The sequence below is a fragment of the Nocardia niigatensis NBRC 100131 genome (genome assembly GCF_000308655.1).
Classification (GTDB): domain Bacteria; phylum Actinomycetota; class Actinomycetes; order Mycobacteriales; family Mycobacteriaceae; genus Nocardia; species Nocardia niigatensis.
The window spans coordinates 143,304-169,598 of sequence record NZ_BAGC01000043.1; the positions used below are offsets into that span (position 1 = coordinate 143,304).

The window sequence follows — 26,295 nt, forward strand, 5'->3', positions numbered from 1 at the left end:
CCGCACAGCGCACCTCCGGTGGTCGGTCCGACTGGACGCCACGATAGATCGCGGGTATTTCCAGCCGGTTTCGGCCATGCTGCGGCGGGCTCACGGCGATCGGTAGGGTGGTCGCCGTGACCCGCCCCATCCCAGTCCTGATCGTGGCCGGATTCCTCGGCGCCGGGAAGACGACGCTGCTCAACCGGCTGCTGCGGACCCGGAGCACGCGAATCGGAGTGGTGGTCAACGACTTCGGCGCGGTCAATATCGACGCCATGCTGGTGGCCGGTCAGGTCGATGCCATGGTGTCGCTGGGCAACGGATGCGTATGCTGCGCGGTGGACGTGAGTGAGCTGGACGATCTGTTCGACCGGCTGGCGCACCCCAAGCAGAAAATCGACGTCATCGTGGTCGAGGCCAGCGGTCTCGCGGAGCCGCGCAATCTCATTCGCATGGTGGTGAACAGCGACAATCCACGCATCCGGTACGGCGGGCTGGTCGAGGTGGTCGATGCCGAGCACTTCCCCGAAAGCCGCGAACTGCACCCGGAACTCGCGACGCACCTGCGCATGGCCGACCTGGTGGTGCTGAACAAGGCCGACCGCGTCGACGCGGCCGCGCTGGAGCGGCTGCGGTCCGAGATCACCGGCCTGGTCGGTCCGGTCCCGGTGTATCCGACCAGCCACGGGCGGATCGACCCGGGCCTGCTGTTCGACGTCCCCGCCCGCGAACCGCACCGGCCGCGCGTCGGCGAACAGCTCAGCTTCGACGAACTACTGCTCGACGAGCACGCGGCCCCGGAGCCCGGCGACCACTGCCACGAGCACCACGACCGCGGCGAGGACTGCCACCACCACCTGCACGACGCCTACGACAGCGTCTCCTTCACCTCCGACACCGATCTCAACCCGCGCGAACTCATCGCGCTACTGGAGGATCCGCCCGCCGGTCTGTTCCGCGCCAAGGGTGTGCTGGCCTTCGCCGTCCCCGACGACCCGCGAAAGTTCGTGCTGCACATGGTCGGCCGCCACATCACCATCGAGCCCGGCCCCTGGGCCCGCCACGAGCCCCGGGTCAGCAGCCTGGTCCTCATCGGCTCCGGCCTCGACGCCGGCGACGTCACCGCCCGCCTGCGCGCCACCGCCCATCTCGCCGGCGACCCCCTCGACGACCACGCCCTCCTCCCGGTCTGGCGCTATGTCGCCGACGACGACGCGCTTGTCGGCGAGGGCTGATTCGGCCTCCAGTTCCGCCCGCAGCTCGGCGACCTCGGCCGCCAGCTCGTCGCGCATCTGCTCGCGTTCGGCGAGCGCGGCCCGCATGGTCTCGACGCTGTCGTTCATGGCGGCCAGCCGCTGATCGGCGCCCCTGAGCAACCACTCGACCACGTCACGCCGACCGACGGCGGCACTGGCGGCCCGGACCCAGCCGACCACGTAGTCCACCCACTCCTGCGGTTTGGGCATGTCCTTGGGCGTCTCCCAGCCCTTGCGCTGGGCGGCCTTGGTGGACAGCACCAACTCGGCCTTCCTGCCCCGGCCCGGCGAATTCAGCTCGGCCAGGGACAGTTTCCCGGCGCTGGTCACCACCGCCGTGAACCGGTACTTCCCCGCCAGGTGCATCCGCAGCTCGGCGGTCCCGCGGCCGTCGGAATCCATGGCCCCCAGCCACGGTCCGTCGGCCGCCTCGATGATCGACGCCAGGATTTCCAGCTGCCCCACACCGCGCCGCAGCCGCGCCGCGGCCGTCCGCAGCGCGCCCGGCGTGGCCGTCATCTGATCCCAATGCATCCCCCGAACATATCCCCCGCCGGTCCCTCCGCCGTGCCCGACTTGCCACCCACTCGGCTGACGGACGCCACGGCCATCGACCCGGCGGTGATCCGTGCCCTAGCCTGGCGGCGTGCGAGTTGTGGTTGCGAATCGAGGTGAGGTCGCGGTCCGGGTAGTGCGGACGGCCCGAGAGCTCGGATATCCGACGGAGGTGCTGCACACCGCCGAGGACGCGGGCAGCCTGGCAGTACGGCTGGCCGACCGGGCATTGATGATGCCGGGCAGCGGCGCGGCCGGATACCTCGATGTCGAGTCCGTGGTGCGGGCCGCGGCGGCCTGCGGACGGGACGCGCTGGTGCATCCGGGGTACGGATTCCTCAGCGAGAGCGCGGAATTCGCGGCGGCCTGCGCGGCGGCCGGACTCACCTTCGTGGGGCCCGCACCGGAGGCGCTGCGGATCTTCGGCGACAAGGTCGCCGCACGCGAGGCGGCCGAGCGGGCCGGCGCGGCCGTCCTGCCCGCGACCCGGGCCGGCGCCGGGGCGGACGAGATCGCGGCCCTGCTGGCCGAGCACCCCGACGGCGTCATGGTGAAGGCCGCGGCGGGTGGCGGCGGCCGCGGCATGCGGCCCGTGACCGACCCGGCGCAGCTGCCGGAGATCGTGGCACGCTGCCGGGCCGAGGCCCTGGCCGGCTTCGGCGACGACAGCGTCTACGCCGAGGCCCTGGTCGCCCGGGCCCGGCACATCGAGGTGCAGGTGGTCGCCGACGGGTTCGCCGCGGCGGCGCTGGGCGACCGGGACTGCAGCGTGCAGCGGCGGCGGCAGAAGATCATCGAGATCGCGCCCGCACCCGAACTGCCCGCGGCCGTGCGGGATCGGGTGCACCGGGAGGCGGTCCTGATCGCCGAGGCGGTGGGCTGCCGCGGCGTCATCACCGTCGAATTCCTGGTGGACGGCACGAATGTCTGGTTCCTGGAGGTGAATCCGCGCCTGCAGGTCGAGCACACCGTGACCGAGGCGGTCACCGGCGTGGATCTGGTCGCGCTGCAACTGGAGCTGGCGCGGGGCCGCACCCTGGCCGAACTCGACCTGCCCAAGAACGAGACCCGCGGCTACGCGGTGCAGGCCCGGGTCAATGCCGAACTGCTCGCCGCCGACGGCTCGGTGCTGCCGAGCACCGGCGTCATCGCCCGCTTCGACGCCCCGACCGGACTGGGCGTGCGGGTCGACACCGCCGCCCAGGTGGGAATGCGGCAAGGGGTGCAGTTCGATTCGCTGCTCGCGAAGATCATCGCGTCCGCGCCGACCCATCGCGCCGCGCTGCGGCGATGCGCGGACGCGCTGGCCGAGACCGTGATCGGCGGCGTCGACACCAACCTGCACCTGCTGCGCGCGATACTCGCCGAGCTGAGCGACAGCGGCCCGGTGACCACGGATTGGCTCGAAGAGCAGCTCGACGGGTTGCGCTCGCGCGCCGAGAGTTTCGAGGATCCGACGCTGCCGCAACCGACCGAGCACGCCGCCGCGGCCGACCTGGACCTGGAGGACGGCGAGCAGGCGCTGCGCTCCCCGATGGGCGCCACCGTCGTCTCGCTCACCGAGCCCGGCACCCTCCTCGCCGCCGGCGCCGAGGTCGCGGTCCTGGAGGCCATGAAGATGCAGCACGTGCTGCGCGCGACCGAACCACTGCGGGTACTGCGCCACGCGGTCGCCCCCGGTGCTGTCGTCGACCCGCACACGATCCTGGTCACCTGGGTGGCCGCCGACCACGACGGCCCCGCCGCGGAATCGACCGTGGTGGACCTGGATTCGGTGCGCGCCGACCTCGCCGAGGTACTGGCCCGCCACGACACCACCCTCGACGCCCACCGCGAGACGGCGGTCGCCAAACGGCATCGGCTGGGCCGCCGCACCGCCCGCGAGAACATCACCGACCTCGTCGACGCCGACAGCTTCGTCGAATACGGCGCGCTGGCGGTGGCCGCGCAGCGCAGCCGCCGCAGCCTCGACGACCTCATCGCCAACACCCCCGCCGACGGCCTGATCGCGGGCGTCGCCACCATCAATGCCGACCGCTTCGGCCCGGACCACACCCGCGCGCTGGTCATGTCCTACGACTACACGGTGCTCGCCGGCACCCAGGGCATGCGCAATCACGCCAAGACCGACCGCATGCTGGAACTGGCTCGTGAGCAACGGCTTCCGGTGGTCTTCTTCACCGAGGGCGGCGGCGGCCGCCCCGGCGACACCGACCACGGCGGCATCTCCGGACTGGACGTCACCACCTTCCGAGCCATGGGCGCGCTGTCGGGCACGGTGCCGCTCATCGGCATCGTCTCCGGCCGCTGCTTCGCCGGCAATGCCGCCCTGCTGGGCATGTGCGATGTCGTGATCGCCACCCCCGATGCCAATATCGGTATGGGCGGCCCCGCCATGATCGAGGGCGGCGGGCTGGGTGTGTACGCGCCCGAGGACATCGGCCCGATCGAGGTGCAACGCCGCAACGGCGTGGTCCACGTCGTCGCCGACGACGAGGCCGAGGCGGTCGATATCGCCCGCCGCTACCTGTCGTACTTCCAGGGGGCGGCGACCGAGTGGGAGGCGCCGGACCCGCGGCGGGCCCGGCACGTGGTGCCCGAGAACCGGTTGCGCGCCTTCGACATTCGCGCCGCCATCGACTCCATCGTGGATGTCGGATCGGTGCTGGAACTGCGGCGGGACTGGGGCGTCGGCATCGTCACCGCCCTGGTCCGGGTCGAGGGCCGCCCCTTCGGTCTCATCGCCAACGACTGCCATCACCTGGGCGGCGCCATCGACGCGCCGGCGGCCGACAAACTGTCCGCTTTCCTGCAGCTCTGCGGCGCCCACGGCCTGCCCATCATCTCGCTCTGCGACACACCGGGTTTCATGGTCGGTCCGGAAGCCGAGGAGCACGCCACCGTCACCAAGTTCAGCCGCCTGTTCATCGACGCCGCCGCGCTGGACGTGCCCTTCGGCACCGTCATCCTGCGCAAGGGCTACGGGCTGGGCGCACAGGCCATGGCGGCCGGTTCCTTCCGCGCGCCCCGCTTCGTGATCGCCTGGCCCACCGGCGAAATCGGCGGCATGGGCCTGGAGGGCGCGGTCCGGCTCGGCTTCGCCAAGGAGCTGGCCGCCCTCGAGGATCCGGTGCAGCGGCAGGCCGCGTTCGACGCGCTGGTCCAGGCGGCCTACGACGCCGGCAAAGCCCTCACCGCCGCAACGGTTCTCGAACTCGACGACGTCATCGACCCGGCCGATACCCGGCGGTGGGTGCGGACCCTGCGCTGAGCACCGGCACGGCTACGCCGGCCGGCCCCGGATCTTCCGGTAGCAGGCATAGGCCATGGTGAGCGCCGCGACTCCCCCGAGGGAACGTCGGGCGCTCACATACCGGCGACGCTTGGTCCCGGACAGCCGGGCCCGCAGGCGTTCCTCGGTGAGGTCGGCGTACCGGCCGGGTAGCAGGGTGTCGAAATACTCGGTGACGAAATTGTCGGTGCGCCGGGCCGGCAGGCCCATGTCACCCATCAACTCGTCGATGTGGTGGGTCAGATAGGGGCCGACGTAATAGCCCTCGGGCCGGTCCGGCATGACCTCGCCCAGCCAGGCGCCGACGCGCGTGATCTCCCGGTACATGGCGTCGACACCCGGTAGCTCGAGCTCACCCAGGAAATGCTGGGACAGCCAGTGCGCGGACACCTCGGCACTGAGCTGACAGGCGTCGGAGGAGCCGTAGCCGACGAAGCCCAGCCGGGGCAGCGTCGGCGGCAGGATGTGCCGGTAGAGCTGGAACCGGCCCTCCACCCGCACGGTCTTCGCCAGCTCCGGCGACAGGAATTCCAGCTCCTGCCGCCAGCCGGTCGCGAAGACCACGACATCGGCGTCGAGCCGGCCACCCCCGGCCAGCTGGATCGCGGTACCCCCGGGAAACGCGGCGATGGTGTCGCGCCGCAGGGAGATTCGCCCGCGCCGGGCCATCCGGAAGAACTCGTCGCTGACACCCAGATTCTCGATCCCGGCCGGCAGCGGCGCATCGGGGCGCATGATCTTGGGCGATCGCAGCACCAACCGAAGGTAGGCCGAGATCGCCCGCCAATACCGCTCGGTGAGCTTCTTGCCCGGACCGTGCAGGAACCGCTCGATCAGGGTCTGCCGGTGATACCGGAAGAAGGCTTCGGCGCTGCGGTTCAAGACGATCCGATCCGACGGCACCCCGCCCGGCAGGAACCGCGGCAACATCGGGTGCGGCCGGCGGAATACCAGCGTGCACTCCCGCCCGTGCTCGGCCGCCCAGGCCGCGCAGTCCAGCGCCGACTTCCCGGCCCCGACGACCACCACCCGCCGGCCGGCGAACAGCGCGGGGTCGGTGGCCCGGCTGGAATGCAGCCGCACACCGCCGAATTCGTCCTCGCCCGCGATGACGGGCAGCCGCGGCGTCGAGAACACGCCCGCGCACACCACCACGAAATCGAACCGCAGCTCCTCGACCCCGTCCGGACCGCAGATCTTCAGCTCGAAGCCGTCGTCCACCTCGGACACCCGGATCACCTCGGTCGAGAGCCGCAGCAGCGGCGACAGTCCGAAGCGCTCCACATACGAGGTCAGGTACTCACGCACCTGCCCGGCGGTCGGGAACACGTCGGCCGACTCCGGGTACGGGTGATCGGAGTAGGCGTAGGTGTCGCGGGAGTTGTTGGTGCGCAGGCCCGGATAGGTCCGCGCCTCGATCCACACCCCACCCGCCGCGCCCTCCTTGTCGAAGACGACGACCTCGAAACCGTCATCTCGCAGCACTTTCGCGGTGACCAGCCCCGCGATACCGGCTCCGATGATCCCGGCCCGTTTTCCACCCGCACTCGTCACGTCCGCTGTTTCCCCTCTGGACCTGCACGTTTCGAGGCTCACGCTACGGCAGCGCGAGATCCGGCGTACCTGCGTCGGGGCGACTCGCCAATCTTTGAATCAATTGGGCGTGTCGGGATTTTTCACCGAAATCGCTTGAATGGGGCGAATTTACGAGACCGGGAGTTCCGGAATCTGCGTGGCCCGCGCGTACACGGTTTCGCCCTCGGCCAGGTGCAACGCTGCGGCGTCACCACGCGTCACCTGCGCCGTGAACAGATCACCGGTGGCCGCGTTGCGCAGCTCCACCCGCACCTCGAACCCGAGCTGCACCACCCGCTCCACCGTCGCCCGGGTGACACCCGCGGATTCCGCGGTGCCCTCGTGCGCGGCCAGCGCCATGCTCGGATCCCGGCCGACGCGAATATCGTGCGGCCGCACCAGATGCCCGTTCAGCTTGGCCACCGCGCCCAGGAACGACATGACGAACTCGTTGGCGGGCCTGTCGTACACGTCCGCCGGGCTGCCGACCTGCTCGATGCGGCCCTTGTTCATGACCGCGATGCGGTCCGCCACATCCAGCGCCTCCTCCTGGTCGTGGGTGACCAGCACGGTGGTGACGTGTACCTCCTCGTGCAACCGCCGCAGCCAAGTGCGCAGGTCCGCACGGACTTTCGCGTCCAGCGCGCCGAACGGCTCGTCCAGCAGCAGCACCTGCGGGTCCACCGCGAGCGCCCGGGCCAGGGCCATGCGCTGGCGCTGACCACCCGACAGCTGTGCCGGATACCGGTGCTGGAAGCCGTCCAGGCCGACGATCTCGAGCAGGTCGTCGACCTTCTTCTTGATCTCCGGCTTGGGCCGCTTGCGGATCTTGAGCCCGAAGGCCACATTGTCGCGCACCGTCATGTGCTTGAACGCGGCGTAATGCTGGAAGACGAAACCGATATCGCGTTTCTGCGGCGACACATTGGTGACGTCGCGGCCCGCGATGGTCACCAGGCCGTCGTCGAGCGTCTCCAGTCCCGCGATCGAGCGCAGCAGCGTCGACTTGCCCGAACCCGACGGTCCCAGCAGCGCGGTCAGCTCACCCGAGGGAATGTCGATGCTGACATTGTCGAGCGCGGCGAAGGTGCCGTACCGCTTGTTCGCATTGGTCACGGTGATCATTTGGCAGTGCCCCGCTTGCGTTCGAGGAGGGTCATGAGCAGAAGAACAACGAGGGCGATGCCCATGAGCAGGGTCGCCGCGCAGTACGCGCCGAAAGTGTTGTGATCGTTCACGTATCGCCCGTTCACCAGCAGTGTGAGCGTCTGTGACTTTCCGGGCAGACCGGTGGACACCATGATCACCGCGCCGAATTCACCCAGCGCGCGGGCGACCGTCAGCACGATGCCGTAGGTCAGGCCCCAGCGGATGGCCGGCAGCGTGATGCGCCAGAACGTCTGCCAGCCCGACGCGCCCAGGGTGGCGGCGGCCTGCTCCTGATCGTCGCCGATCTCGTGCAGCACCGGCTCCACCTCGCGCACCACGAACGGCAGCGTCACGAAGATGGTGGCGATGACCATGCCCGGCAGATTGAAGATGATCTTCAGCCCGTGCTGGTCCAGCCCGCCGAACCAGCCGTTCGCGCCCCACAGCAGGATCAGCGAAACACCCACCACCACCGGCGAAGTCGCCATCGGCAGATCCACCACGGCCTGCAGCAGATTGCGGCCCGGGAACTTCCCGCGCACCAGCGCCAGCGCGATGATCACACCGAAGATCACATTCACCGGCACCACGATCGCGACGATCGTCAGGGTCAGATTGAACGCCGAGATCGCCGCCGGGGTGGAGATCGAGTCGTAGAACGCGCCGAAACCGCGCTCGAAGGTGCGCCACAGGATGATGCCCAGCGGCACCAGCAGCAGCACGAACAGATACGCCAGCGCGACCGTGCGCAGCGAGATCCTGGTCCAGAAACCGAGTTTCATCTACGCCTCCCGTTCCTTGCGCGCCAAGCGGTCCGAGGTGACCCGCAGGACGAACAGGGTGATCAGCGAGATGGCCAGCAGCGCCACCGAGACCGCGGCGGCGTTCACCGGGCGGTCCACCTCGATCTGCTGCTGGATGTACTGCGAGGCCATCTGCGTCTTCTTCGGGATGCCGCCGCCGATCAGCACCACCGAGCCGTACTCGCCGATGGCGCGCGCGAACGCCAGGCCCGAGCCGCTCACGATGGCCGGGGCCAGCGTCGGCAGGATGATGGTCCGGAAGGTGGTCCAGTTGTCCGCGCCCAGTGACGCGGCCGCCTGCTCCACATCCTTGTCGGCCTCGATCAGCACCGGCTGCACCGACCGCACCACGAACGGCAGCGTCACGAACGCCAGCGCCACCACCAGACCCGGCTGGGTCGCGTTGAGGTGGATGTCGAACGGCGACTGCGGACCGTACAGCGCCAGCAGCACGATACTGGCCACGATGGTGGGCAGGGCGAACGGCAGGTCGATGAGCCCGTTCACGAACCCCTTGCCCGGAAACTCGTCCCGCACCAGCACCCAGGCGATGAGCGTGCCCATCACCACATTGATCAGCGTCACGACGACCGACACCAGGACGGTCACCTTCAGGGCGTCCACCGCACCGGGCGCGGTGACCGCGTCCCAGAACCCGGACCAGCCGTTCTCGAAGGACTTGACGGTCAGCGCCGCCAGCGGCAGCAGCACGATGATGCTGAGCCACAGCACGGAGGTGCCGATGCCGAGCGGGCCCACCGACCCGCTGACCCGGAACCAGGAACGGATCCGGCCCGGACCCGCCGCCTTACGCGGGGTGTCGTCTACCGAAACGCCGGGATCATGATCGATCCCGGCGTTCGAACTGCTGTCACTCACGGTTTCGAGTATCACTTGTGTCGCAGGTCACCCGGCTACTTGGTGGCCTTGTCGTAGATCTGGGCCACCGTGCCGGTGTTCGGCGTGAACAGCTCCTTGTCCACGGTCTTCCAGCCACCCAGGTCGTCGATGGTGTACAGCTTCTGCGGGGTCGGGAAGTCCTTGGCGTGGTCCGACCGCACCTGCGGATCGACCGGACGGAAGCCCGCCTCGGCGAACGCCTGCTGCGCGTCCTTGGTGTAGAGGAAATCGCGGAAAGCGATGGCCTGCTTCAGGTTCTTGGCGTTCTTCAGCACGGCGACCGGGTTGTCGATCCGGAAGGTGGTGTCGGGCACGATGTGCTCGATCGGGTCGCCCTTGGTCTCGGAGAAGATGGCCTCGTTCTCGTAGCTGATCAGCACATCGCCGGTGCCCTGCAGGAAGGCGTCGGTGGCCTCGCGGCCCGACTTCGGCTGCACGTGCACGTGCGTGAGCAGCCGGCTCAGGTAGTCCAGTCCGGCCTGCGGATTCTTGCCGCCCTCGCTCTTGGCGGCGTACGGGGCCAGTAGGTTCCACTTGGCAGAGCCCGAGCTGAACGGGTTCGGGGTGACGACCTCGATGCCCGGAGCGAGCAGGTCGTCCCAGTTCTTGATGCCCTTCGGGTTGCCCTTGCGGACCGCGATGGCCACCACCGAACCGAACGGAACACCCTTGTTGGCGTCAGAGTTCCAGCCCGCGTCGATCTGACCGGAGTCCACCAGGCGGGTGATGTCGGGCTCGACGGAGAAGCTCACCACGTCGGCCTCGGCACCGTCCTTCACCTTCCGGGACTGATCGCCCGAGGGGCCATAGGAGGCCTGGAACTGGGTGCCCTTGCCGGCGTCGGTCTTGTTGAAGACCGGAATCACCTTGTCGTAGGCGGCCTTCGCCACCGAGTAGGCGTAGAGGTTGATATTGCCGCCGCCTCCGCTGGCCGGACCACTGTCCTTGCTGTCGCTGGCGCCGCCGCTGCACGCGGTGAGCACGGTGGCCGCGACCGCGGTGAGCGCGACGGCGAAGGTAGATCGGCGAGAGAGACGGATATTGCGCGACATCGGCGTGGACCTTTCGGGCGACCCGCCGATGGACGTCGACCGGCGGGAATGAACGTACTGCCGTAGACCCGTCACGCGGGGACGCGGCGACGGTGGCGCTCCGGCCCGAGGGGCCGCCGGGGGACGAACACGAACTGCGAAGAATGCGCGCGCCAAGTCTACTCAGACGTGCAGCAGTGCCCGATCAGCGATCAGCGACAGTGGATGTCCGCGACCGCGAGGCAGCCCACAGCGATCAACGCCAATTCATGGCGGACCTGGGGCAGAACACTCGACGGCACCCGGCGACTTTAGCAGAGCAGCACGTCAGGGCGCGAATTGTGGACGCCGTTCGAAATCGACTCGAGCACAACCCTGGACGGACGCGGCAGACTGTACGAGCGGCCCGACGCCGCGTCGCCTGCCGAACGCACACGGGGGAATTCATGACCACACCCGCTCGTCTCCGCCGGGAGTTCCCCGGCATCTCCACTCGCGCCTGGGAGCATCCGGCCGACCGCACCGCGCTGGTCGGGCTGCGGCAGCTGAGTGGCTTCGACATGCTCCTGCGCACACTGTCCGGGTTGTTGCAGGAGCGGCAGCACCGGCTCATGTACCTGGCGACCGCGGTACGGGTGGACGAGCGCCAGTTCAAGAACATCCATCAACTGCGCGAGGACGCGGTCCGGATCCTCGACGCGCAGCGCACGCCGGAGATGTTCGTCCTGCAGCAGCCCGAGGCCACGGCCTTCACCATCGGCATGGACCGGCCCTTCATCGTGCTGACCACCGGCCTGCTGGATCTGCTCGATCACGAGGAGCTGCGCTTCGCGATCGGCCACGAGCTCGGGCACGCGCTCTCCGGGCACGCCGTCTACCGGACCATGCTCATGCACCTGATGCGGATGGCCGCCAATGTCGGCTGGATGCCCGTGGGCGGCTGGGCTCTACGGGCCATCGTGGCGGCGCTGCTGGAGTGGAGCCGCAAGTCCGAACTGTCCGGCGACCGGGCCGGCCTGCTGGTCGGACAGGACGTGGAGGCCTCGGTCCGGGTGCACATGAAGCTGGCGGGCGGCTCGCGGGTCGACCAGATGAGCCATGCCGCCTTCCTGGCCCAGGCCGATGACTACGACCGGGCGGGCGATCTGCGCGACGGCGTGCTCAAGCTCCTCAATCTGGAGCTGCAGACCCATCCGTTCTCGGTGCTGCGGGCGGCCGAACTGCGGCGCTGGATCGCGAGCGGCGACTACGACCGGATTCTCGACGGCCAGTACCCGCGCCGCGACCAGGACAAGAACGCCCGCATCAGCGAGGAGATCAAGCACGCCGCCCGGTCCTACCGGGAGACCTTCGACCAGTCCGAGGACCCCCTGATCCGCACCGTGCGCAACCTGGGCCGCGATGTCGGGGCCGCGGTCGGCACGGTGGGTCAGGAGGTCAGCGACACATTGTCGAAGCTGGGCAAGCGAATCCGCGGATCGGACGACTGACTGTTACTCGTCGCCCTCGACGACGGGCGGGGTCTCGAGGATGTCGAGAATCCACTCTTCGGTGGCGCTCTCGGCATCGTCCTCGTCAGGGCGGATGCGGTTGGTGAGGCGCACGCCCAGACCCAGCAGCTGGGCGGCCTTCACCATGTCGATGGCCTCGTCGGGGCCGCAGTAGTGGGTGGCGATCAGACGGGGCTCGTCCTCGAAGTCCTCTTCGGACAGCACCAGTTCCAGACCTTCATCGGTTGACATGGGTCAGCACAGTACGCCGAGAATTCGCCCGAGCGGTACCGAAACTCGCTCAGCGAGTGAACAACCAGGCGACGACTACGAGAACAAGAAGTGCGATCAAGGCGAGCTGGACACGAGAGCGAGGCATCTCAGGCGACTTCCTTCCGGATGCGACGCGGCGACGTGACGGGGACCGTGGCCTCCCGGGCGGCGATCCGATCACGGCCGAGCACGCGCAGTACCACCCGCAGCGCCCGGTCGAGCAGATAGGCGATGGCCAGGCAGACCGGCACCATGGCGGCCAGCACCACCGCGAACTGGGGAACGAAGGGCAGGCCGGCCACCCAGAGTTCGACGCCGTCCCACCATCCTGCGATCGCATGCACGACCCCAGCCTAGGCCGAGTAGCGGGAGGTGGACGATTCGGGCCGCGGAATAGGGGGAGCGGCCGGCTGGCCTCGGTTGAGGGTGGCGGTGGGAGACGTGGCGGGCCGATCATGATTGGTATGGATGCGTACGACGAACCGGAATCCGCCGACCGTCCGCTCGGTAGTGAGATCGGCCTCGACCCCGCCGCCGACTACGACGATCCACCCGAGGTAGACGCCCCGCGGGACCCGATCGTCCCCTCGGACCCCGGGATGGCGGACAGCTTCCCGCCCACCGCGGCCGGTGCGATGCGCCAGTCGGTGTTTCCCCCCATCGACGACTACGCCTTCCTGTCCGACTGCGAGACCAACTGCCTCATCGCCCGCAATGGCTCGGTGGAGTGGATGTGCATCCCGCGGCCGGACTCCCCGAGCATCTTCGGGGCCACGCTGGACCGCAGCGCGGGCCACTTCCGCATCGGCCCCTACGGTCGCAGGGTGCCGGCCGCGCGCCGGTATCTGCCCGGCGGTCTGATCGTGGAGACCACCTGGCAGACCGAGACCGGCTGGCTCATCGTGCGCGACGCGCTCGTGCTGGGTCCCTGGCACAACAACCGGTCGCGCAGCCGCAGTCACAAGCGCACCCCCATGGACTGGGATGCCGAGCACATGCTGCTGCGCACGGTGAAATGTGTGAACGGCGTGGTCGAGCTGGAGATGAGCTGCGAGCCCGCCTTCGACTACCACCGCGGCCCGGCCAACTGGCACTACAGCGGTGACGTGTACGAACAGGCCAGTGCCACCAGCGATATCGAGGGCTGCCCGCCGCTGACCCTGACCACCGATCTGCGGCTGGGCTTGGAGGGCCGGGAGGCGCGCGCCCGCACCCGGATGAAGGAGGGCGACGAGGTGTTCGTGGCCCTGTCCTGGTCGGAGCTGCCACCACCGCGCACCTTCGCCGAGGCGGCCCAGAAGATGTGGCAGACCACCGAGTGCTGGCGGCAATGGATCACGCTGGGGCGCTTCCCCGATCACCCGTGGCGCGGCTACCTGCAGCACAGCGCTCTGACCCTCAAGGGCCTGACCTACGCGCCCACCGGCGCGCTGCTGGCCGCGGCCACCACCTCGCTGCCGGAAACCCCTGGCGGCGAACGCAATTGGGACTACCGCTATACCTGGGTGCGCGACTCCACCTTCGCCCTGTGGGGTCTGTACACCCTCGGCCTGGATCGGGAGGCCGACGACTTCTTCGCCTTCCTGCACGATGTCGCCACCGACGACGACGGCAACCCGCTGTCGCTGCAGGTGCTCTACGGCATCGGCGGGGAGCGCATCATCACCGAGTCCGAACTCCCCCACCTGTCCGGCTACGACGGGGCGCGGCCGGTGCGCATCGGCAACGCCGCCTACAACCAGAACCAGCACGACATCTGGGGCACCATCCTGGATTCCGTGTACCTGCACGTGAAGTCGCGGCAGCAGGTGCCGGAAACGTTGTGGCCCATGCTCGAACGCCAGGTGCAGGCGGCGATCGAGAACTGGCGCCACCCCGATCGCGGCATCTGGGAGGTGCGCGGCGAGCCGCAGCACTTCACCTCCTCCAAGGTGATGTGCTGGGTGGCGCTGGACCGCGGCGCGAAACTGGCGGAGCTGCACGGGGAATTCGACTACGCCAGGAAGTGGCACGAGATCGGCGAGGAGATCAAGGCCGACATCCTCGACAACGGCGTCAACTCCGAGGGCGTGTTCACCCAGAGCTACGGCAGCGACAGCCTGGATGCCTCACTGTTGCTGGTGGTGCTGACCCGCTTCCTGCCGCCCACCGATCACCGGGTGCGGGCCACCGTGCTGGCCATCGCCGACGACCTCACCGAGAACGGCCTGGTGCTGCGCTACCGCACCGAGACCACCGACGACGGCCTGCCCGGCGAGGAGGGCTCGTTCACCATCTGCTCGTTCTGGCTGGTGTCGGCGCTGGTGGAAATCGGTGAGCTGCAACGCGCCCGGCAGCTGTGCGAGCGGCTGCTCGGCTACGCCAGCCCGCTCAAGCTGTACGCCGAGGAGATCGACTCGCGGACCGGACGGCACCTGGGCAACTTCCCGCAGGCGTTCACCCATCTGGCGCTGATCAACGCGGTCATGCACGTGATCCGCGCCGAGGAATCCCATCACGCCGGACAGTTCCATCCGGCGCACCCCGGACGCTGAACCAGGACAAGGGAATCGGCCGCGCACGCGGCCGATTCCCTTGGTTCTCAGGTGTTCTCGACTCAGTAGGCGGGATTCTCGCCGATCATGTCGGCATGCTCGCGGATATCGCGCAGCCGGACCAGTGAGCGCTCGATCTCGGTGAGCCGGGCCTCGCGGCCCGCGCCCGAGTGGACGGTGGCCGCCTCCTCGGCGGCGCGCAGCGAGGCGTCCACCGAACGCAGTGTGGCCGTGGCGATCTCGGTGAAGTGATCGCGCAGGCTGCGCTGCACCGCGCGCAGCCGGTAGCGGGACTCCTTGCTCACCTGGAAGATCACGTCGTCCATGAGCCGGGCCACCGCCATCTTGGCCTCGGCCTGGCGGCGCTGGCGGCGGGCCTTGCGGTCGTCCCACAGCGCGTTCACGCCGAGCAGCACGGCCGCGCCGCCGGAGTACCAGTTCACCAGCGACATGTGCAGCAGGCTGGTGATGAGGCCGACCATCAGCAGACCGCCGTAGGAGCCGCGCAGGGCGGTCAGCACCTGCTGGGTGATGCCGTGCTTGGCGCTGTCCAGATTGTCCAGCGCCGCAACGGGTTCCAGCACCTCGCCGACATCGCCCGGATTGTCGAGCTTGAGATCGGGGGTGGGGATGCCGCTGTCGGGGAACTTGGCCGCCACCTGCTCGGCCAGCTCCACCGACCGGTAGTGGGCGATGACGAAGTTCTCCTCCACCGCCTCACAGATCTTGGCGTCCAGCTCCGCGCCGAAATCCGCCCAGCGCCGGACCGGATCGCCCTTCATGATGTCGGCCTCGGCGTCGCGGATCAGGCTGCGCAGCCGGTGCCGCAGATCGTGTTCGGTGTCGGCCATCAGCTCACCCGCGCCGTCGGCCAGGGTGACCTGCCAGTTGGCGGAGCGCTGCCGCAGCTGCTCGGCCTCCTCGCGGGTGCGGCGCAGCTGCTCGGTGATGACGGTGAGCCGGCGCGGATCCCGCAGCGTCTCGGCCTCACTGCGCAGTGCCAGCGACAAATGGTCGGTGATGAGCCGGATATCGCGCACCGCGGCCTCCACCGCGACGGCGTCCGCCCGGCCCAGCACATAGGAGCGCAGATGGTCGAGCAGTTGCGGCACACCGGATTCCAGATCCAGCTGCGCGTCCCCCGCGGCGGTGGCGTGCTCGTGCAGCCGCGCCGAGGCCGGGGCCACCGCGAAGGCCAGCCCGGCGTCGTCGAGCAGCTGCCGGTCGTGCTGCTGCACCTGCGGCCACTGCGGATACTGGTCGATCTTGTTGAGCACGCAGACGACCGTCGGGCACACCTGCTCAATCCGCTGCAGCTGCTCGATCTGCGTGGGGGTGAACGGCGTCCGGGCATCGGCCACGTACAGCACCGCGTCCGCGGCGGCGATCAGCGACCAGGTGGCCGGCGCCTCGGCGGGCGCGCCGGGCGCGTCCAGCACCACGAAGCCCTCCGCCAGCAGCGGGCTGGGCTGGGTGAACTCGGCCCTGATGACATCACCGGAATCCAGCTCGGCCAGCGCGGCCTGCGGATCCACGGCGGTGCGCTGGGCGATGCCGCCCGAGCCCGCCTTCACCAGCGTCGCACTGGGTTTCGGCCCGTACTCGGCGATCACCGGCACGCTGGCCTGGCCCTCGGTGGCGCTCACCGCGGCCCCGACCAGGCTGTTGACCAGCGTGCTCATGCCGCTCTTGGATTCGCCCACCACGACCAGCCGCACCCGCGGATCGGCCAGGCGCGCACGCGCGATACCCAGCCGCCCGGACAGATCGAGCCGGCCGGCGGCATGGGTCAGCTCGAGCAGCCGATCGAGCAGCTCGACCAGCGGGCCCAGCGCATCGGGATTCTTCACCGCAACCTGATGACCGGGGGCGCTCACAGCAGCAGCATGTGATCGCCCGGACCCTGCACCGGGTAATGAGCGTCGACGAACGAGACATCGGGACCGAGACCGGAGAACAGCCCGGCATCGTGCACCAGCAGACCACCGTCGTGCACCGAGAGCGGGTGCAGCGCGGAGTCGTCGGCGATCGGCAGCACGTGGTTACCCGAATCGAACTGGTCCGCTATGGGTTTCACGGGCTGCGGCGGGTCGATGTGCGGCGGCGTGGTGATCGGCTGCTGCACGGTCGGGGCCGGCGCGACGGTCGGCACGGGCGCGGCCGAAACACTCGGCTGCCCAGCGTGATCCGGCACCGTCGGCACCGTCGGCTGCACGGTCGGGGCCGTCGGGTGCGGCGGGTTGGTCACGGTCGGCTGGTGGGTCGGTACCGGTTCGTCGGTCGGCACCGTGACGGTCGGCGTGCTGCCGTGGGTCCCGGAGTCGTCGGCCGGCTTCTGCGGCTTGGTGGTGATATCGGTGTCGCCACCGGAGGTCACCGGCGGGGTGACGACCGGGGTGCCGCCCTTGGTGAGATCGGGGTCCAGGCCCGGGATCTTGGTGGTCGGAATCGGCGGCACGGTGGTGAGCACCGGCATGGGATCGGTCTTGGCCGGCACGCTCACGTGCGGGGCCGCGGGCGTCGGCGTGGTCGCCGGCGTGACCGGCTTGTCCACCAGCGGTGCGGGGTGGCCGGGCGTGGTGGGCTCACCACTGGCCAGCACGGGCTGACGACCGTGATCGAACAGGGCGGGCACCACGGCCGCCGGCGCGGTCAGCGGCGACGGACCGCCGTGCGTCGACAGCAGATTCGCGATCGGCTGGTTGGCGGCATCGGGCTGGATGGTGGTCTGCAACGGCGTCACCGCGACCGGCTGCACAACCGACACCGGGGCGACAGGGGCGGGCGCCACGGGCGCGGGCGCGGCCGGCGGCGTCAAGGTCATCGGCGCGGACGGCGTCGGCGACGCGACCGGCGAGGTCGCGAGGGACAGCGGACCCGACGGTGCCGCCGGGCTCTGGGCCCCGGCCAGGTTCAACGGCGAGCCGCTCGACGGCGCCGGCGAATTGGCGCCCGGCACACCGGAAGTGGGCGCGGCGCCCGTCGGAATCGCGGACATGCTCTGGCCCGGAACGGAACTCACCCCGGCGGGCGTCGAGGAGCCCTGCGAAGGGAACGGCGTACCCAGGTTGTTGGGCGTCGAAGCGCCCGGCAGGCTCGGCGCGCCGCCATTGTTCGGCAGCGTCGTGTTCTCCGGGATGTGCGAAATGCCCTGTCCCAGCTGCTGACCGAAGGCATCGAGCTGGTGCCCGACCGCACCGACGCCCACGTTCACCTGCAGGTTCGAGTGCACCCACGCGCCGTCCAGCCCGACATGGGCGTCGAAGGACCAATCGGTGCCGACGAACACACCCGTGCCATGGCCGGCGGTGCCGCCGATGCCGTCGAAGGCGTTGGAGTGGTCGGCGAGACCGGTGCCGGCACTGGGCGCGAAGGACGCGCCGTTCATGCCGGGCAGGTGCATCCCGGTCGCGCCGGGCAGCCCGAAGCCGGGCAGGCCCTGCAGGAAGTTCGGCTGCTGCTGATCGAGGGTCGGCAGATGCGGCTGCGCCGGAGTCGAATCCACCTGCTGGTCATTGGAGTTCTCCAGCGGCAGACCCCAGCCGGGGCGCGGGCCGTAGCCCGGCAGGCCGGACGCACCGGTGTCGGTGTCGGGCAGGCCGAGGCCGTGGAAGCCGGAGATCGCCGGGTCCGGGCTCGGGATGGCGTCGAGCGACGGGAACAGTCCCGCGTCGGTGCCGTGCTGGAAATCGCCGTGGCCGGAGTCGCCGAGTGGGCCGAAGGGCGCGTTCACCGGCGCGGCCGCCGGACCGTGGTGCGGCAGCACCGAATCCGCGGTCAGGTCCGGGAAGGTGATGGTCGGGCTCGGCACGTTCGGCTGCGGGTCCTCGACCTGCGACCAGCCCACGTTCTTACTGTCGTGGTTGATGGCCGGGGTGCCGCCGTGATTGCCACCGGCGGCGATGAGCGCGCCACCGGTCACGTACGCACCTGCCCTGGCCACGCGCGCGACTCCGTTGGCAATGCGGTAGGCGGCGTCTCCGCCGTTGTCATCGGCACCGGCAGCGTCGTCGAAGGGCAGATCACGTGTCATCTGGGCTCCGCTCTCAGGGCTTCGGCGACCCGCCGTGCGGGCCGCCGAACCAAACTCGTTTCACACCCTATTTCCGGATAACCGGTCTGTCACATCCGCCAGTTCGGAGGCGGTGTGCACAGCGGTGCGTCACATAGCTTGTCACCCGGCATATAAGTACGGAAGACCCAGTTTCCGGTTGCACACCGAACCTTGCATCCGACCGCGTGTTCCTACTTCTTCTTGTCCGACGCCGAATCCGTGGACAGCGCGGCCACGAAGGCTTCCTGCGGCACGTCCACGCGACCGATCGTCTTCATGCGCTTCTTGCCTTCCTTCTGCTTCTCCAGCAGCTTGCGCTTACGGCTGATGTCACCGCCGTAGCACTTGGCGAGCACGTCCTTGCGGATCGCCCGGATGTTCTCGCGCGCAATGATCTTCGAGCCGATGGCGGCCTGGATCGGCACCTCGAACTGCTGCCGGGGAATGAGCTCGCGCAGCTTGGTGGTCATCTTGTGCCCGTAGGCCTGCGCCGCGTCCTTGTGCACGATCGCCGAGAACGCGTCGACGGCCTCACCCTGCAGCAGGATGTCCACCTTGACCAGATCGGCCTGCTGCTCGCCGGCCTCCTCGTAGTCGAGCGAGGCGTAGCCGCGGGTGCGCGACTTCAGCGAGTCGAAGAAGTCGAAGATGATCTCCGCCATCGGCAGCGTGTACCGCATCTCCACACGGGTCTCGGACAGGTAGTCCATGCCGAGCAGCTCGCCGCGCCGCGCCTGGCACAGCTCCATGATGGTGCCGACGAACTCGCTGGGCGCGATGACGGTGCACTTGGTGATCGGCTCGTAGATCTCCCGCGTCTTGCCCTCCGGCCAGAACGACGGGTTGGTGACCACATGCTCGCTGCCGTCCTCCATGACCACGCGATAGATCACGTTGGGCGCGGTGGAGATCAGGTCGAGGCCGAACTCGCGCTGCAGCCGCTCGCGGGTGATCTCCATGTGCAGCAGACCCAGGAAGCCGCAACGGAATCCGAAGCCGAGGGCCACGGAGGTCTCCGGGACGTAGGTCAGCGCGGCGTCGTTGAGCTGCAGCTTGTCCAGCGCGTCACGCAGGTCCGGGTAATCGGAGCCGTCGACCGGGTACAGGCCCGAGTAGACCATCGGCCGCGGTTCCTGATAGCCGGCCAGCGCCTCGGTCGCGCCGTCGCGCGCCGAGGTGACGGTGTCACCGACCTTCGACTGGCGGACGTCCTTCACACCGGTGATGAGGTAGCCCACCTCGCCGACGCCGAGGCCCTGGGTGGGCTTGGGCTCGGGCGAGACGATGCCGATCTCCAGCAGTTCGTGGGTCGCGCCGGTGGACATCATCTTGATCTTCTGACGCGGGGTCAGCTTGCCGTCCACCACCCGCACGTAGGTGACGACGCCGCGGTAGGTGTCGTAGACCGAGTCGAAGATGAGCGCACGCGCGGGCGCGTCGGCATCGCCGACCGGCGCCGGGATCTCCGCGATCACCTTGTTCAGCAGCTCGGGCACGCCGACGCCGGTCTTGCCCGACACCCGCAGCACATCCTCGGGCTCGCAGCCCACGATGTGCGCGATCTCGGCGGCGTAGCGGTCCGGGTCCGCGGCCGGGAGGTCGATCTTATTGAGCACCGGGATGATGGTGAGGTCGCGCTCCATGGCCAGGTAGAGGTTGGCCAGGGTCTGCGCCTCGATGCCCTGCGCGGCGTCGACCAGCAGCACCGCGCCCTCACAGGCCTCCAGCGCACGCGAGACCTCGTAGGTGAAGTCGACGTGTCCGGGGGTGTCGATCAGGTGCAGGACGTAGTCCTCACCGTCGACCTGCCACGGTAGCCGCACGTTCTGGGCCTTGATGGTGATGCCGCGCTCACGCTCGATATCCATGCGGTCCAGGTACTGGGCGCGCATCGCCCGCTCCTCGACCACTCCGGTGAGTTGCAGCATGCGGTCGGCCAGGGTCGACTTCCCGTGGTCGATGTGCGCGATGATGCAGAAGTTCCTGATCCGTGTGGGATCGGTGAACGTCGTGTCGGCGAAGCTGCTAATCGGAGTCACTCCTCGGCATGGCGAAACAGCGGCATGTCAACCGGCAAGTCTACGGTGTTGGACCGAATGTCCTCGCCCCGGCGTTCCCCGCGTGCGAACGGTGCATCGGCGCAAGCAGATCCGGTACGGATGAGAATCGCGTTGTCCGCCGTTAGGCTGCCGGGCATGGCCGGCAGGTGGAACGCTCTGGGGAAGCAGTTGGGGATCGTGGCTAAAGAGCAGGGTGCTCAGCTCGTCACGCAGCAGGCTCCGAAGTTGATCGGGCGGGTGCGGCAGTCGACGATGCTGGACCGCGCGCTGAAGGCGGTGAGCACGCCGCGCAAGGGGCCGGGGGTCAACGTCCGGCCGACCTCGTCGGCGGGCGTGCCGTCGCATGAACGCGCGCGCCGCATCATCTACAGCCCGCAGCTGGACGGCCGGGCCGATCCGGGCGAGATCGTGTGGACCTGGGTGCCCTACGAGGAGGACCCCGACAACGGCAAGGACCGCCCGGTGCTGGTCGTCGGCCGCGAGGGCGACACGCTGCTCGGGCTGATGCTGTCCTCGAACTCCGAACACGCCGACCACCACAACTGGGTGGGCATCGGCTCCGGCCCGTGGGACAGCGCCGAACGTGACAGCTGGGTGCGGCTCGATCGCGTCCTCGACGTCCCCGAGATGGGCATCCGCCGCGAGGGCGCGATCGTCCCCCGCAAGACGTTCGACAAGGTGGCACACCGGCTGTGCGCCGAATACCACTGGCACTAGCGCGGTCCCGGGAACGAACGAACCCCGCTCCGGCGGAGCGGGGTTCGGGATCGACGAGGGGTCAGCTTTCCATATTGCGCGAGCGGCCGTACAGCATCCCGTAGACGAGGGCGCCGAGCAAGCCGCCGACCAGCGGGAAGACGATGAACACCCAGAGCTGGGCGGGCGCGCCGTCCTGATAGAAGGCGACCGCCAGGCTGCGGGCGGGGTTCACCGAGGTGTTGTCGACCGGGATCGAGATCAGGTTGACCACGGCCAGCGTGACGCCGATCGAGAGCCCCGCGAGCGGGATGTCGGAGAGCTGGTCGGTGGAGGCCAGCACCACGAAGACCAGCAGCGCGGTCAGGATCACCTCGACCGCGATGGCCGCCGCCAAGCCGTACCCGTTGGTGGTGACGTCACCGAGCACCAGCCTCGAGGGACTGTGCTCGCCCCAGCCGTTCGCGGCGAGGCCGTCTTTGGCGCGATCGTAGGAGGGCAGGTTCTTGGCGATGGCGTAGATGACCGCGCCCGCAACCAGGCCGCCGATGAGCTGCGCGACCCAGTAGGCCACCGCCTGTACGACATTCAAGCGTCCCAGCAGCAGGTGACCGACGGTGACAGCCGGGTTCACGTGGCAACCCGAGATCGGCCCGATCGAGTACACCAGGAACAGCAGCGACAGACCGAACGCCAGCGCCACCCCGAGCACCCCGACCCGGTTCCCCGCCAGCACCGCGGTGCCGACACCACCCAGCACCAGCACGAATGTGCCCAGACCCTCGGCGAATATTTTGCGCACCAAGGTGGGCGGACGTAGTTCGGTGAGATCCTCGGCGACTTCCTGAGCTGTGGGAGACATCGGCTACCTTCCGCTTGCATGGACAACGCACCGGCAAGATGTGGCGGCGCGAGCAGAAAACGCCTCAGGCCAGGCGGGTTATCTCCACCACGACCTCGAGATCGGTCGAGCCGCTCCCGCTGAAGATACCTTTGAGTCGGGGCACATCCGCGTAATCACGACCGACACCGACCGGGATGTTGTCGGTCCGGTCGTAACCCCACCACTGCCCGGTCCACGCCACGCGGTGCGGCGAACAGGTCCGGGAGGTCGCGCAGGATGGTCTGCTCGCCGTAGCGTTCCAGCCCGGCCGGGGGGAGTGCGGGCGGGGAGCATGCAAAAATAGCCCATCACGCAGGGGCAACACGCAGTTGGACGGCGATGGATTTCTGGTTGCGGCCATGTGGCGGACAGGCTCGATTTCATACCTCGCCGCGTCGCCTGGTAGCCTCGACTGTCGGCGCTGCAACTGCCCCTCTCGTAGTACGCGCCCGAAGACTTTGCATCCCGCATACACCACCAAGTGAAGGAACACGAGGAAACAGGCGTGGCCAACATCAAGTCCCAGATGAAGCGGATCCGCACCAACGAGCTTGCGCGCCAGCGCAACCAGTCGGTGAAGTCCGCGCTGCGCACCTCGATCCGCAAGTTCCGCGAGGCCGCTGCGGCGGGCGAGAAGGACAAGGCGCTCGAGCTGATGCAGTCCGCGAGCAAGGGCCTGGACAAGGCCGCCTCCAAGGGCGTTATTCACGCCAACCAGGCCGCCAACAAGAAGTCGGCCCTGTCGCTGGCTTTCAACAAGCTCGGCTGATTCTGCCCGGTACGTCTACCGGCAACATGCTTCTCACCGCCGCCGTGGCCACGAAGACCACGGCGGCTTTTGACATACCCGCCTCCCCGCGACTGCGGCTCCGCCTCCCCGCACGAAGCCCGGCTCAGGTGCCGCCAACCGCCGCGCACGCGTGCCGGCGGTCCAGTGCCGAAACAATTTCGGCCGCGCCCGGGGAGTTACCTCGGCCGCTACGAGATCAGTTGTAGCGTCCGTTACGACCGACACACTTGCCGACCGGCGTCGAACGAAGCAGTATGACTGCGAACCGTCGGGGGTTTACTGAAAACCGGCATTGGGAGATCTCTTGGCATCGCTGCGTCGTGACCACCATTCGTCCTTGACCCGGGGCACGCTGGCCGTCAGCGTGGCCGCGGTCGCGCTGACCGGCGGAATGGGGGTGGCAGCCGCGCGGCCCATCGGTCCGTTCGAGGTGGGCGGGGCCATCGAGGTCGAGTACGACGCGGCGGGCGGACCGGATTTCTTCGGTGACCCCACCACTCCGGAGAGCGACGCCGCGGGCGGCGGCAAGAAGCAGGACTTCGTCAACAACGTCTCCATCTACTGGACCCCGGCCACCGACGCGCACGCCATCGGCGGCGCCATCCGGGACAAGTGGAGGGGCGCGGGCGGCGAGTCGGGCTCGCTGAAGTACCCGGTGTCGGACGAGGGGCAGACCTCGAAACCCGGCCGCTTCCAGCACTTCCAGGGCGGCTCGATCTACTGGTCGCTGGGCTCGGGCACCCATGTGATCAGCGGCGTGATCCGTGACAAGTACTCCGCGGTCGGCTGGGAGAGCAGCCCGCTGGGCTTCCCCATCGCCGACGAGAACAAGACCAACAGCTCGACCACTCACGAGCAGCTGTTCGAGGGCGGGGCCCTCTACTCCACCCAGAAGACCGGAACCCATGTGGTGTGGGGTTCGATCCGCGACGAGTGGGTGCGCAACGGTGCGGAGAACGGCCGCTACGGCTACCCGACCAGCGACGAATACGACTATCAGGGCGGCAAGGCCCAGGAATTCCAGGGCGGCAAGATCACCTGGAAGCCGGACGGGCAGTAGTCCGGGGCGCCCGGGTTACGAGGCGCTCTCGCGCAGGTCCAGAATGCGCGAGAGTGCGTGCTCCAGCGCGTAATCCGAATCGGCCGCCTGGCCCTTGACGTCGGCGTTGAGCGCGGCCACCACCTGCAGCGCGGCGCCGATGGACGCGCCGGTCCAGCCGCGCGCCTGACCCTGCGCCTTCTTCACCTTCCACGGCGGCATGCCCAGGTCACTCGCCATCTTGAACGGGTCGCCGCGGCCGGCCGAACCGACGCGGGCGATGGTGTGCACCGAGTCCGCGAGGGCGTCCGCGAGCAGTACCGCCGGGACGCCGCGATCGATGGCCCAGCGCAGCGCCTCCATGGCGGCGGGCCGATCGCCCGACACGGCCAGATCGGCGACATCGAATCCGGTCACCTCGGCCTTGCCCGAGTAGTACCGACGCACCGCCGCGAGATCCACCTTGCCGCCGGTATCGGCCGCCAATTGCGAACTGGCGGCGGCGAGTTCACGCAGATCCGAGCCGACGGCCTCGATGATGGCCTGCACCACGTCCGCCGGCACCCGCACGTTGGCGGCCCGGAACTCGTTGCGCACGAACTCGACTCGCTCGCCCGCCTTGGTGAGCTTCGCGCAGTCGTGCACCACCGCACCCAGCTTCTGCAGGGCCGGGGCCAGCGCCTTGGCGCGCCCGCCGCCGCTGTGCAGCACCACCAGCACCACGCCCTCGGGCGGGGCGGTGGCCGCGTCCTGGATGACCGCGACCGCGTCCTTGCCGGCCTCGGCGGCCGACTCCAGCACGATCACCCGATCTTCGGCGAACAGCGAAGGACTCAGCAGCTCCGCCAGTTCCGCGCTGCTGGCATCCCCCGCCCGCAGCCGATCCACCGGCAGCGCGTCCGCCACGGCCGAGGCGGCCCGGGCCTGTGCGGTAATTGCCGCCACCGCCCGCTCGATCAGCAATTCCTCTTCACCGAGCACGAGATGCAGGGGCGCGGGTCGCTGGTTCACGCCCCGATCCTACGAGTCCGCCCCGACAACCCCGGCATCCCGCACCCGGTCCGGCCGTCGAGCGAGACCGATACGTACGTCTAATTCATTTGTCTTGCACAATTGTTCAATTCTCCATTAGAGTCGGACCATGACCACGCACACCACCGCCCGCAGCAGCTTCTATATCGACGGCCGCGGCCTGTCCTACCTGAAGTTCGGTGGTGACGGCCGAACCGTCATCGCGCTGCACGGGCACATGTCCGACGGCGAGAGCTTCGCCGATCTGGCCGGGCGGCTGTCGGCGGGGTGGCGGCTCATCGCCCTCGACCAGCGCGGCCACGGCCACTCCGATCGGGCGGCCGACTACACCCGCGACGGCTACCTCGCCGACATCCTGGCCCTGCTCGACCACCTCGGCCTGGAACGCGCTGTGCTCCTGGGTCATTCGCTCGGCGGCATCAACGCTTACCAGTTCGCCGCCCGCCACCCGGAGCGTGTCGACGCCATCATCGATGTCGACGCACCCGCCGCCCTCGGCCTCGACGGCCACAATCCGCTGGGCTTCGTGGCCGGCCTCCCCTACGAGGCGGCCACCCGCGAGCAGCTGATCGAGGCCATGGGCCCGATGGCCGCCCACTTCGGCGCGCTGGTCCGCGAGCGCGCCGACGGCTCCTGGAGCCTGCCCTTCCACCCCCTCGACATCGTCGCCTCCGAGGACCTGGTCCACGGCGACCACTGGTCCGACTGGCTCGCCGGCACCTCCCCGGCGCTCCTCATCCGCGCCGCCCACGGCGTCATCCCCGCCGCCATGGCCGAGGCCATGCGCGACCGCCGCCCGGGCGCCCGCCTGATCGAACTCGACACCGACCACTTCGCCTACGCCGGCGACCCCGCCGGTTTCGCCACCGCCGTCAACCAGTTCCTGAGCTCCCTCTAACCG

General features: G+C 69.1%; 22 protein-coding genes and 1 pseudogene. 9 read left to right on the forward strand and 14 right to left on the reverse strand.

Going from position 1 to position 26,295, the window contains the following annotated elements; all coding sequences use genetic code 11:
* Positions 1-116: 116 nt before the first annotated feature.
* The 3 genes from ON33_RS18050 to ON33_RS18060 all read left to right on the forward strand — a co-directional run bounded on the left by ON33_RS18050 (position 117) and on the right by ON33_RS18060 (position 5,064).
* Complete coding sequence (locus ON33_RS18050) at positions 117-1,217, forward strand: CobW family GTP-binding protein (protein ID WP_040860539.1); 1,101 nt, start codon at positions 117-119, stop codon at positions 1,215-1,217.
* Positions 1,218-1,446: 229 nt separating this feature from the next.
* The gene (locus ON33_RS18055) at positions 1,447-1,761 is read left to right on the forward strand and encodes a hypothetical protein (protein ID WP_040860121.1); all 315 of its coding nucleotides are present in this window, start codon (positions 1,447-1,449) and stop codon (positions 1,759-1,761) included.
* A 123-nt stretch (positions 1,762-1,884) separates the two neighbouring features.
* Positions 1,885-5,064 carry an acetyl-CoA carboxylase family protein gene (locus tag ON33_RS18060; RefSeq protein ID WP_040860122.1) on the forward strand — a complete coding sequence of 1,060 codons (3,180 nt, stop codon included), beginning with the start codon at positions 1,885-1,887 and terminating at the stop codon, positions 5,062-5,064.
* Between the two features lie 12 nt (positions 5,065-5,076).
* Here ON33_RS18060 and ON33_RS18065 read toward each other — a convergent pair whose 3' ends face one another.
* The 6 genes from ON33_RS18065 to ON33_RS44425 form a co-directional block, all read right to left on the reverse strand.
* On the reverse strand, positions 5,077-6,639 hold the full coding sequence (locus tag ON33_RS18065; RefSeq protein WP_051152424.1) for a flavin-containing monooxygenase: 1,563 nt from the start codon (positions 6,637-6,639) through the stop codon (positions 5,077-5,079).
* Positions 6,640-6,789: 150 nt separating this feature from the next.
* Positions 6,790-7,785 carry a sulfate/molybdate ABC transporter ATP-binding protein gene (locus tag ON33_RS18070; RefSeq protein WP_040860123.1) on the reverse strand — a complete coding sequence of 332 codons (996 nt, stop codon included), beginning with the start codon at positions 7,783-7,785 and terminating at the stop codon, positions 6,790-6,792.
* Positions 7,782-8,591 carry a sulfate ABC transporter permease subunit CysW gene (cysW, locus tag ON33_RS18075; protein WP_040860124.1) on the reverse strand — a complete coding sequence of 270 codons (810 nt, stop codon included), beginning with the start codon at positions 8,589-8,591 and terminating at the stop codon, positions 7,782-7,784. The genes ON33_RS18070 and cysW overlap by 4 nt, the downstream gene beginning before the upstream one ends.
* Complete coding sequence (cysT, locus tag ON33_RS18080; RefSeq protein ID WP_040860541.1) at positions 8,592-9,401, reverse strand: sulfate ABC transporter permease subunit CysT; 810 nt, start codon at positions 9,399-9,401, stop codon at positions 8,592-8,594. It abuts the gene before it with no gap.
* A 125-nt stretch (positions 9,402-9,526) separates the two neighbouring features.
* Positions 9,527-10,564, reverse strand: a complete 1,038-nt coding sequence (locus ON33_RS18085) for a sulfate ABC transporter substrate-binding protein (protein WP_040860125.1) — start codon at positions 10,562-10,564, stop codon at positions 9,527-9,529.
* A 191-nt stretch (positions 10,565-10,755) separates the two neighbouring features.
* Positions 10,756-10,845 carry an Ms4533A family Cys-rich leader peptide gene (locus tag ON33_RS44425; RefSeq protein ID WP_373281042.1) on the reverse strand — a complete coding sequence of 30 codons (90 nt, stop codon included), beginning with the start codon at positions 10,843-10,845 and terminating at the stop codon, positions 10,756-10,758.
* A 144-nt stretch (positions 10,846-10,989) separates the two neighbouring features.
* Here ON33_RS44425 and ON33_RS18090 point away from each other — a divergent pair, with 144 nt between their 5' ends.
* Positions 10,990-12,033: a M48 family metallopeptidase gene (locus ON33_RS18090; RefSeq protein ID WP_040860126.1), complete on the forward strand. Its 1,044-nt coding sequence runs from the start codon at positions 10,990-10,992 to the stop codon at positions 12,031-12,033.
* 3 nt (positions 12,034-12,036) lie between these two features.
* Here the strand turns inward: ON33_RS18090 and ON33_RS18095 are convergent, their stop codons facing one another.
* The gene (locus ON33_RS18095) at positions 12,037-12,285 is read right to left on the reverse strand and encodes a hypothetical protein (RefSeq protein WP_040860127.1); all 249 of its coding nucleotides are present in this window, start codon (positions 12,283-12,285) and stop codon (positions 12,037-12,039) included.
* 128 nt (positions 12,286-12,413) lie between these two features.
* Positions 12,414-12,650, reverse strand: a complete 237-nt coding sequence (locus tag ON33_RS18100) for a hypothetical protein (RefSeq protein ID WP_063711024.1) — start codon at positions 12,648-12,650, stop codon at positions 12,414-12,416.
* 255 nt (positions 12,651-12,905) lie between these two features.
* On the opposite strand from ON33_RS18100, the gene ON33_RS18105 reads away from it, so the two are divergent.
* Positions 12,906-14,840: a glycoside hydrolase family 15 protein gene (locus ON33_RS18105; protein WP_040860543.1), complete on the forward strand. Its 1,935-nt coding sequence runs from the start codon at positions 12,906-12,908 to the stop codon at positions 14,838-14,840.
* Positions 14,841-14,902: 62 nt separating this feature from the next.
* On the opposite strand, the gene ON33_RS18110 is transcribed toward ON33_RS18105, so the two are convergent.
* From ON33_RS18110 to lepA, 3 genes are all read right to left on the reverse strand, one after another.
* Positions 14,903-16,717 (reverse strand): P-loop NTPase family protein, encoded by a 1,815-nt coding sequence (locus tag ON33_RS18110; protein ID WP_245550576.1) that lies wholly within the window; start codon positions 16,715-16,717, stop codon positions 14,903-14,905.
* Complete coding sequence (locus ON33_RS40570; RefSeq protein ID WP_040860128.1) at positions 16,714-18,873, reverse strand: hypothetical protein; 2,160 nt, start codon at positions 18,871-18,873, stop codon at positions 16,714-16,716. Before ON33_RS40570 ends, ON33_RS18110 begins: the two co-directional genes overlap by 4 nt.
* 212 nt (positions 18,874-19,085) lie before the next feature.
* Positions 19,086-20,933 (reverse strand): translation elongation factor 4, encoded by a 1,848-nt coding sequence (gene lepA, locus ON33_RS18120; protein ID WP_040860129.1) that lies wholly within the window; start codon positions 20,931-20,933, stop codon positions 19,086-19,088.
* A gap of 156 nt (positions 20,934-21,089) precedes the next feature.
* On the opposite strand from lepA, the gene ON33_RS18125 reads away from it, so the two are divergent.
* Positions 21,090-21,671 (forward strand): type II toxin-antitoxin system PemK/MazF family toxin, encoded by a 582-nt coding sequence (locus ON33_RS18125; RefSeq protein WP_040860130.1) that lies wholly within the window; start codon positions 21,090-21,092, stop codon positions 21,669-21,671.
* A gap of 61 nt (positions 21,672-21,732) precedes the next feature.
* Here ON33_RS18125 and ON33_RS18130 read toward each other — a convergent pair whose 3' ends face one another.
* The gene (locus ON33_RS18130) at positions 21,733-22,512 is read right to left on the reverse strand and encodes an aquaporin (protein WP_040860131.1); all 780 of its coding nucleotides are present in this window, start codon (positions 22,510-22,512) and stop codon (positions 21,733-21,735) included.
* A gap of 64 nt (positions 22,513-22,576) precedes the next feature.
* Positions 22,577-22,732, reverse strand: a pseudogene (locus tag ON33_RS40575) (transglutaminase family protein); the annotation flags it as partial.
* 306 nt (positions 22,733-23,038) lie between these two features.
* On the opposite strand from ON33_RS40575, the gene rpsT reads away from it, so the two are divergent.
* A complete protein-coding gene (gene rpsT / locus ON33_RS18135) occupies positions 23,039-23,302 on the forward strand; it encodes a 30S ribosomal protein S20 (RefSeq protein ID WP_040860545.1) in 264 nt (87 codons plus the stop codon).
* 358 nt (positions 23,303-23,660) lie between these two features.
* The gene (locus tag ON33_RS18140; RefSeq protein WP_040860132.1) at positions 23,661-24,383 is read left to right on the forward strand and encodes an LGFP repeat-containing protein; all 723 of its coding nucleotides are present in this window, start codon (positions 23,661-23,663) and stop codon (positions 24,381-24,383) included.
* Between the two features lie 15 nt (positions 24,384-24,398).
* Here the strand turns inward: ON33_RS18140 and holA are convergent, their stop codons facing one another.
* Positions 24,399-25,373, reverse strand: a complete 975-nt coding sequence (gene holA / locus ON33_RS18145; RefSeq protein WP_040860133.1) for a DNA polymerase III subunit delta — start codon at positions 25,371-25,373, stop codon at positions 24,399-24,401.
* A gap of 130 nt (positions 25,374-25,503) precedes the next feature.
* On the opposite strand from holA, the gene ON33_RS18150 reads away from it, so the two are divergent.
* Complete coding sequence (locus ON33_RS18150) at positions 25,504-26,292, forward strand: alpha/beta fold hydrolase (RefSeq protein ID WP_040860134.1); 789 nt, start codon at positions 25,504-25,506, stop codon at positions 26,290-26,292.
* The last annotated feature ends 3 nt before the right edge of the window (positions 26,293-26,295 follow it).

What these genes read in the sequence shown, in the direction of transcription:
- ON33_RS18070 (WP_040860123.1), bottom strand. Translation starts at nt 7,785, where the DNA reads ATGATCACCGTGACCAATGCGAACAAGCGGTACGGCACCTTCGCCGCG.
- cysW (WP_040860124.1), bottom strand. Translation starts at nt 8,591, where the DNA reads ATGAAACTCGGTTTCTGGACCAGGATCTCGCTGCGCACGGTCGCGCTG.
- ON33_RS18055 (WP_040860121.1), top strand. Translation starts at nt 1,447, where the DNA reads ATGTCCTTGGGCGTCTCCCAGCCCTTGCGCTGGGCGGCCTTGGTGGAC.
- ON33_RS18150 (WP_040860134.1), top strand. Translation starts at nt 25,504, where the DNA reads ATGACCACGCACACCACCGCCCGCAGCAGCTTCTATATCGACGGCCGC.
- ON33_RS18125 (WP_040860130.1), top strand. Translation starts at nt 21,090, where the DNA reads ATGGCCGGCAGGTGGAACGCTCTGGGGAAGCAGTTGGGGATCGTGGCT.
- ON33_RS18090 (WP_040860126.1), top strand. Translation starts at nt 10,990, where the DNA reads ATGACCACACCCGCTCGTCTCCGCCGGGAGTTCCCCGGCATCTCCACT.
- ON33_RS18085 (WP_040860125.1), bottom strand. Translation starts at nt 10,564, where the DNA reads ATGTCGCGCAATATCCGTCTCTCTCGCCGATCTACCTTCGCCGTCGCG.
- ON33_RS18130 (WP_040860131.1), bottom strand. Translation starts at nt 22,512, where the DNA reads ATGTCTCCCACAGCTCAGGAAGTCGCCGAGGATCTCACCGAACTACGT.
- ON33_RS18105 (WP_040860543.1), top strand. Translation starts at nt 12,906, where the DNA reads ATGGCGGACAGCTTCCCGCCCACCGCGGCCGGTGCGATGCGCCAGTCG.
- ON33_RS40570 (WP_040860128.1), bottom strand. Translation starts at nt 18,873, where the DNA reads ATGACACGTGATCTGCCCTTCGACGACGCTGCCGGTGCCGATGACAAC.
- ON33_RS18095 (WP_040860127.1), bottom strand. Translation starts at nt 12,285, where the DNA reads ATGTCAACCGATGAAGGTCTGGAACTGGTGCTGTCCGAAGAGGACTTC.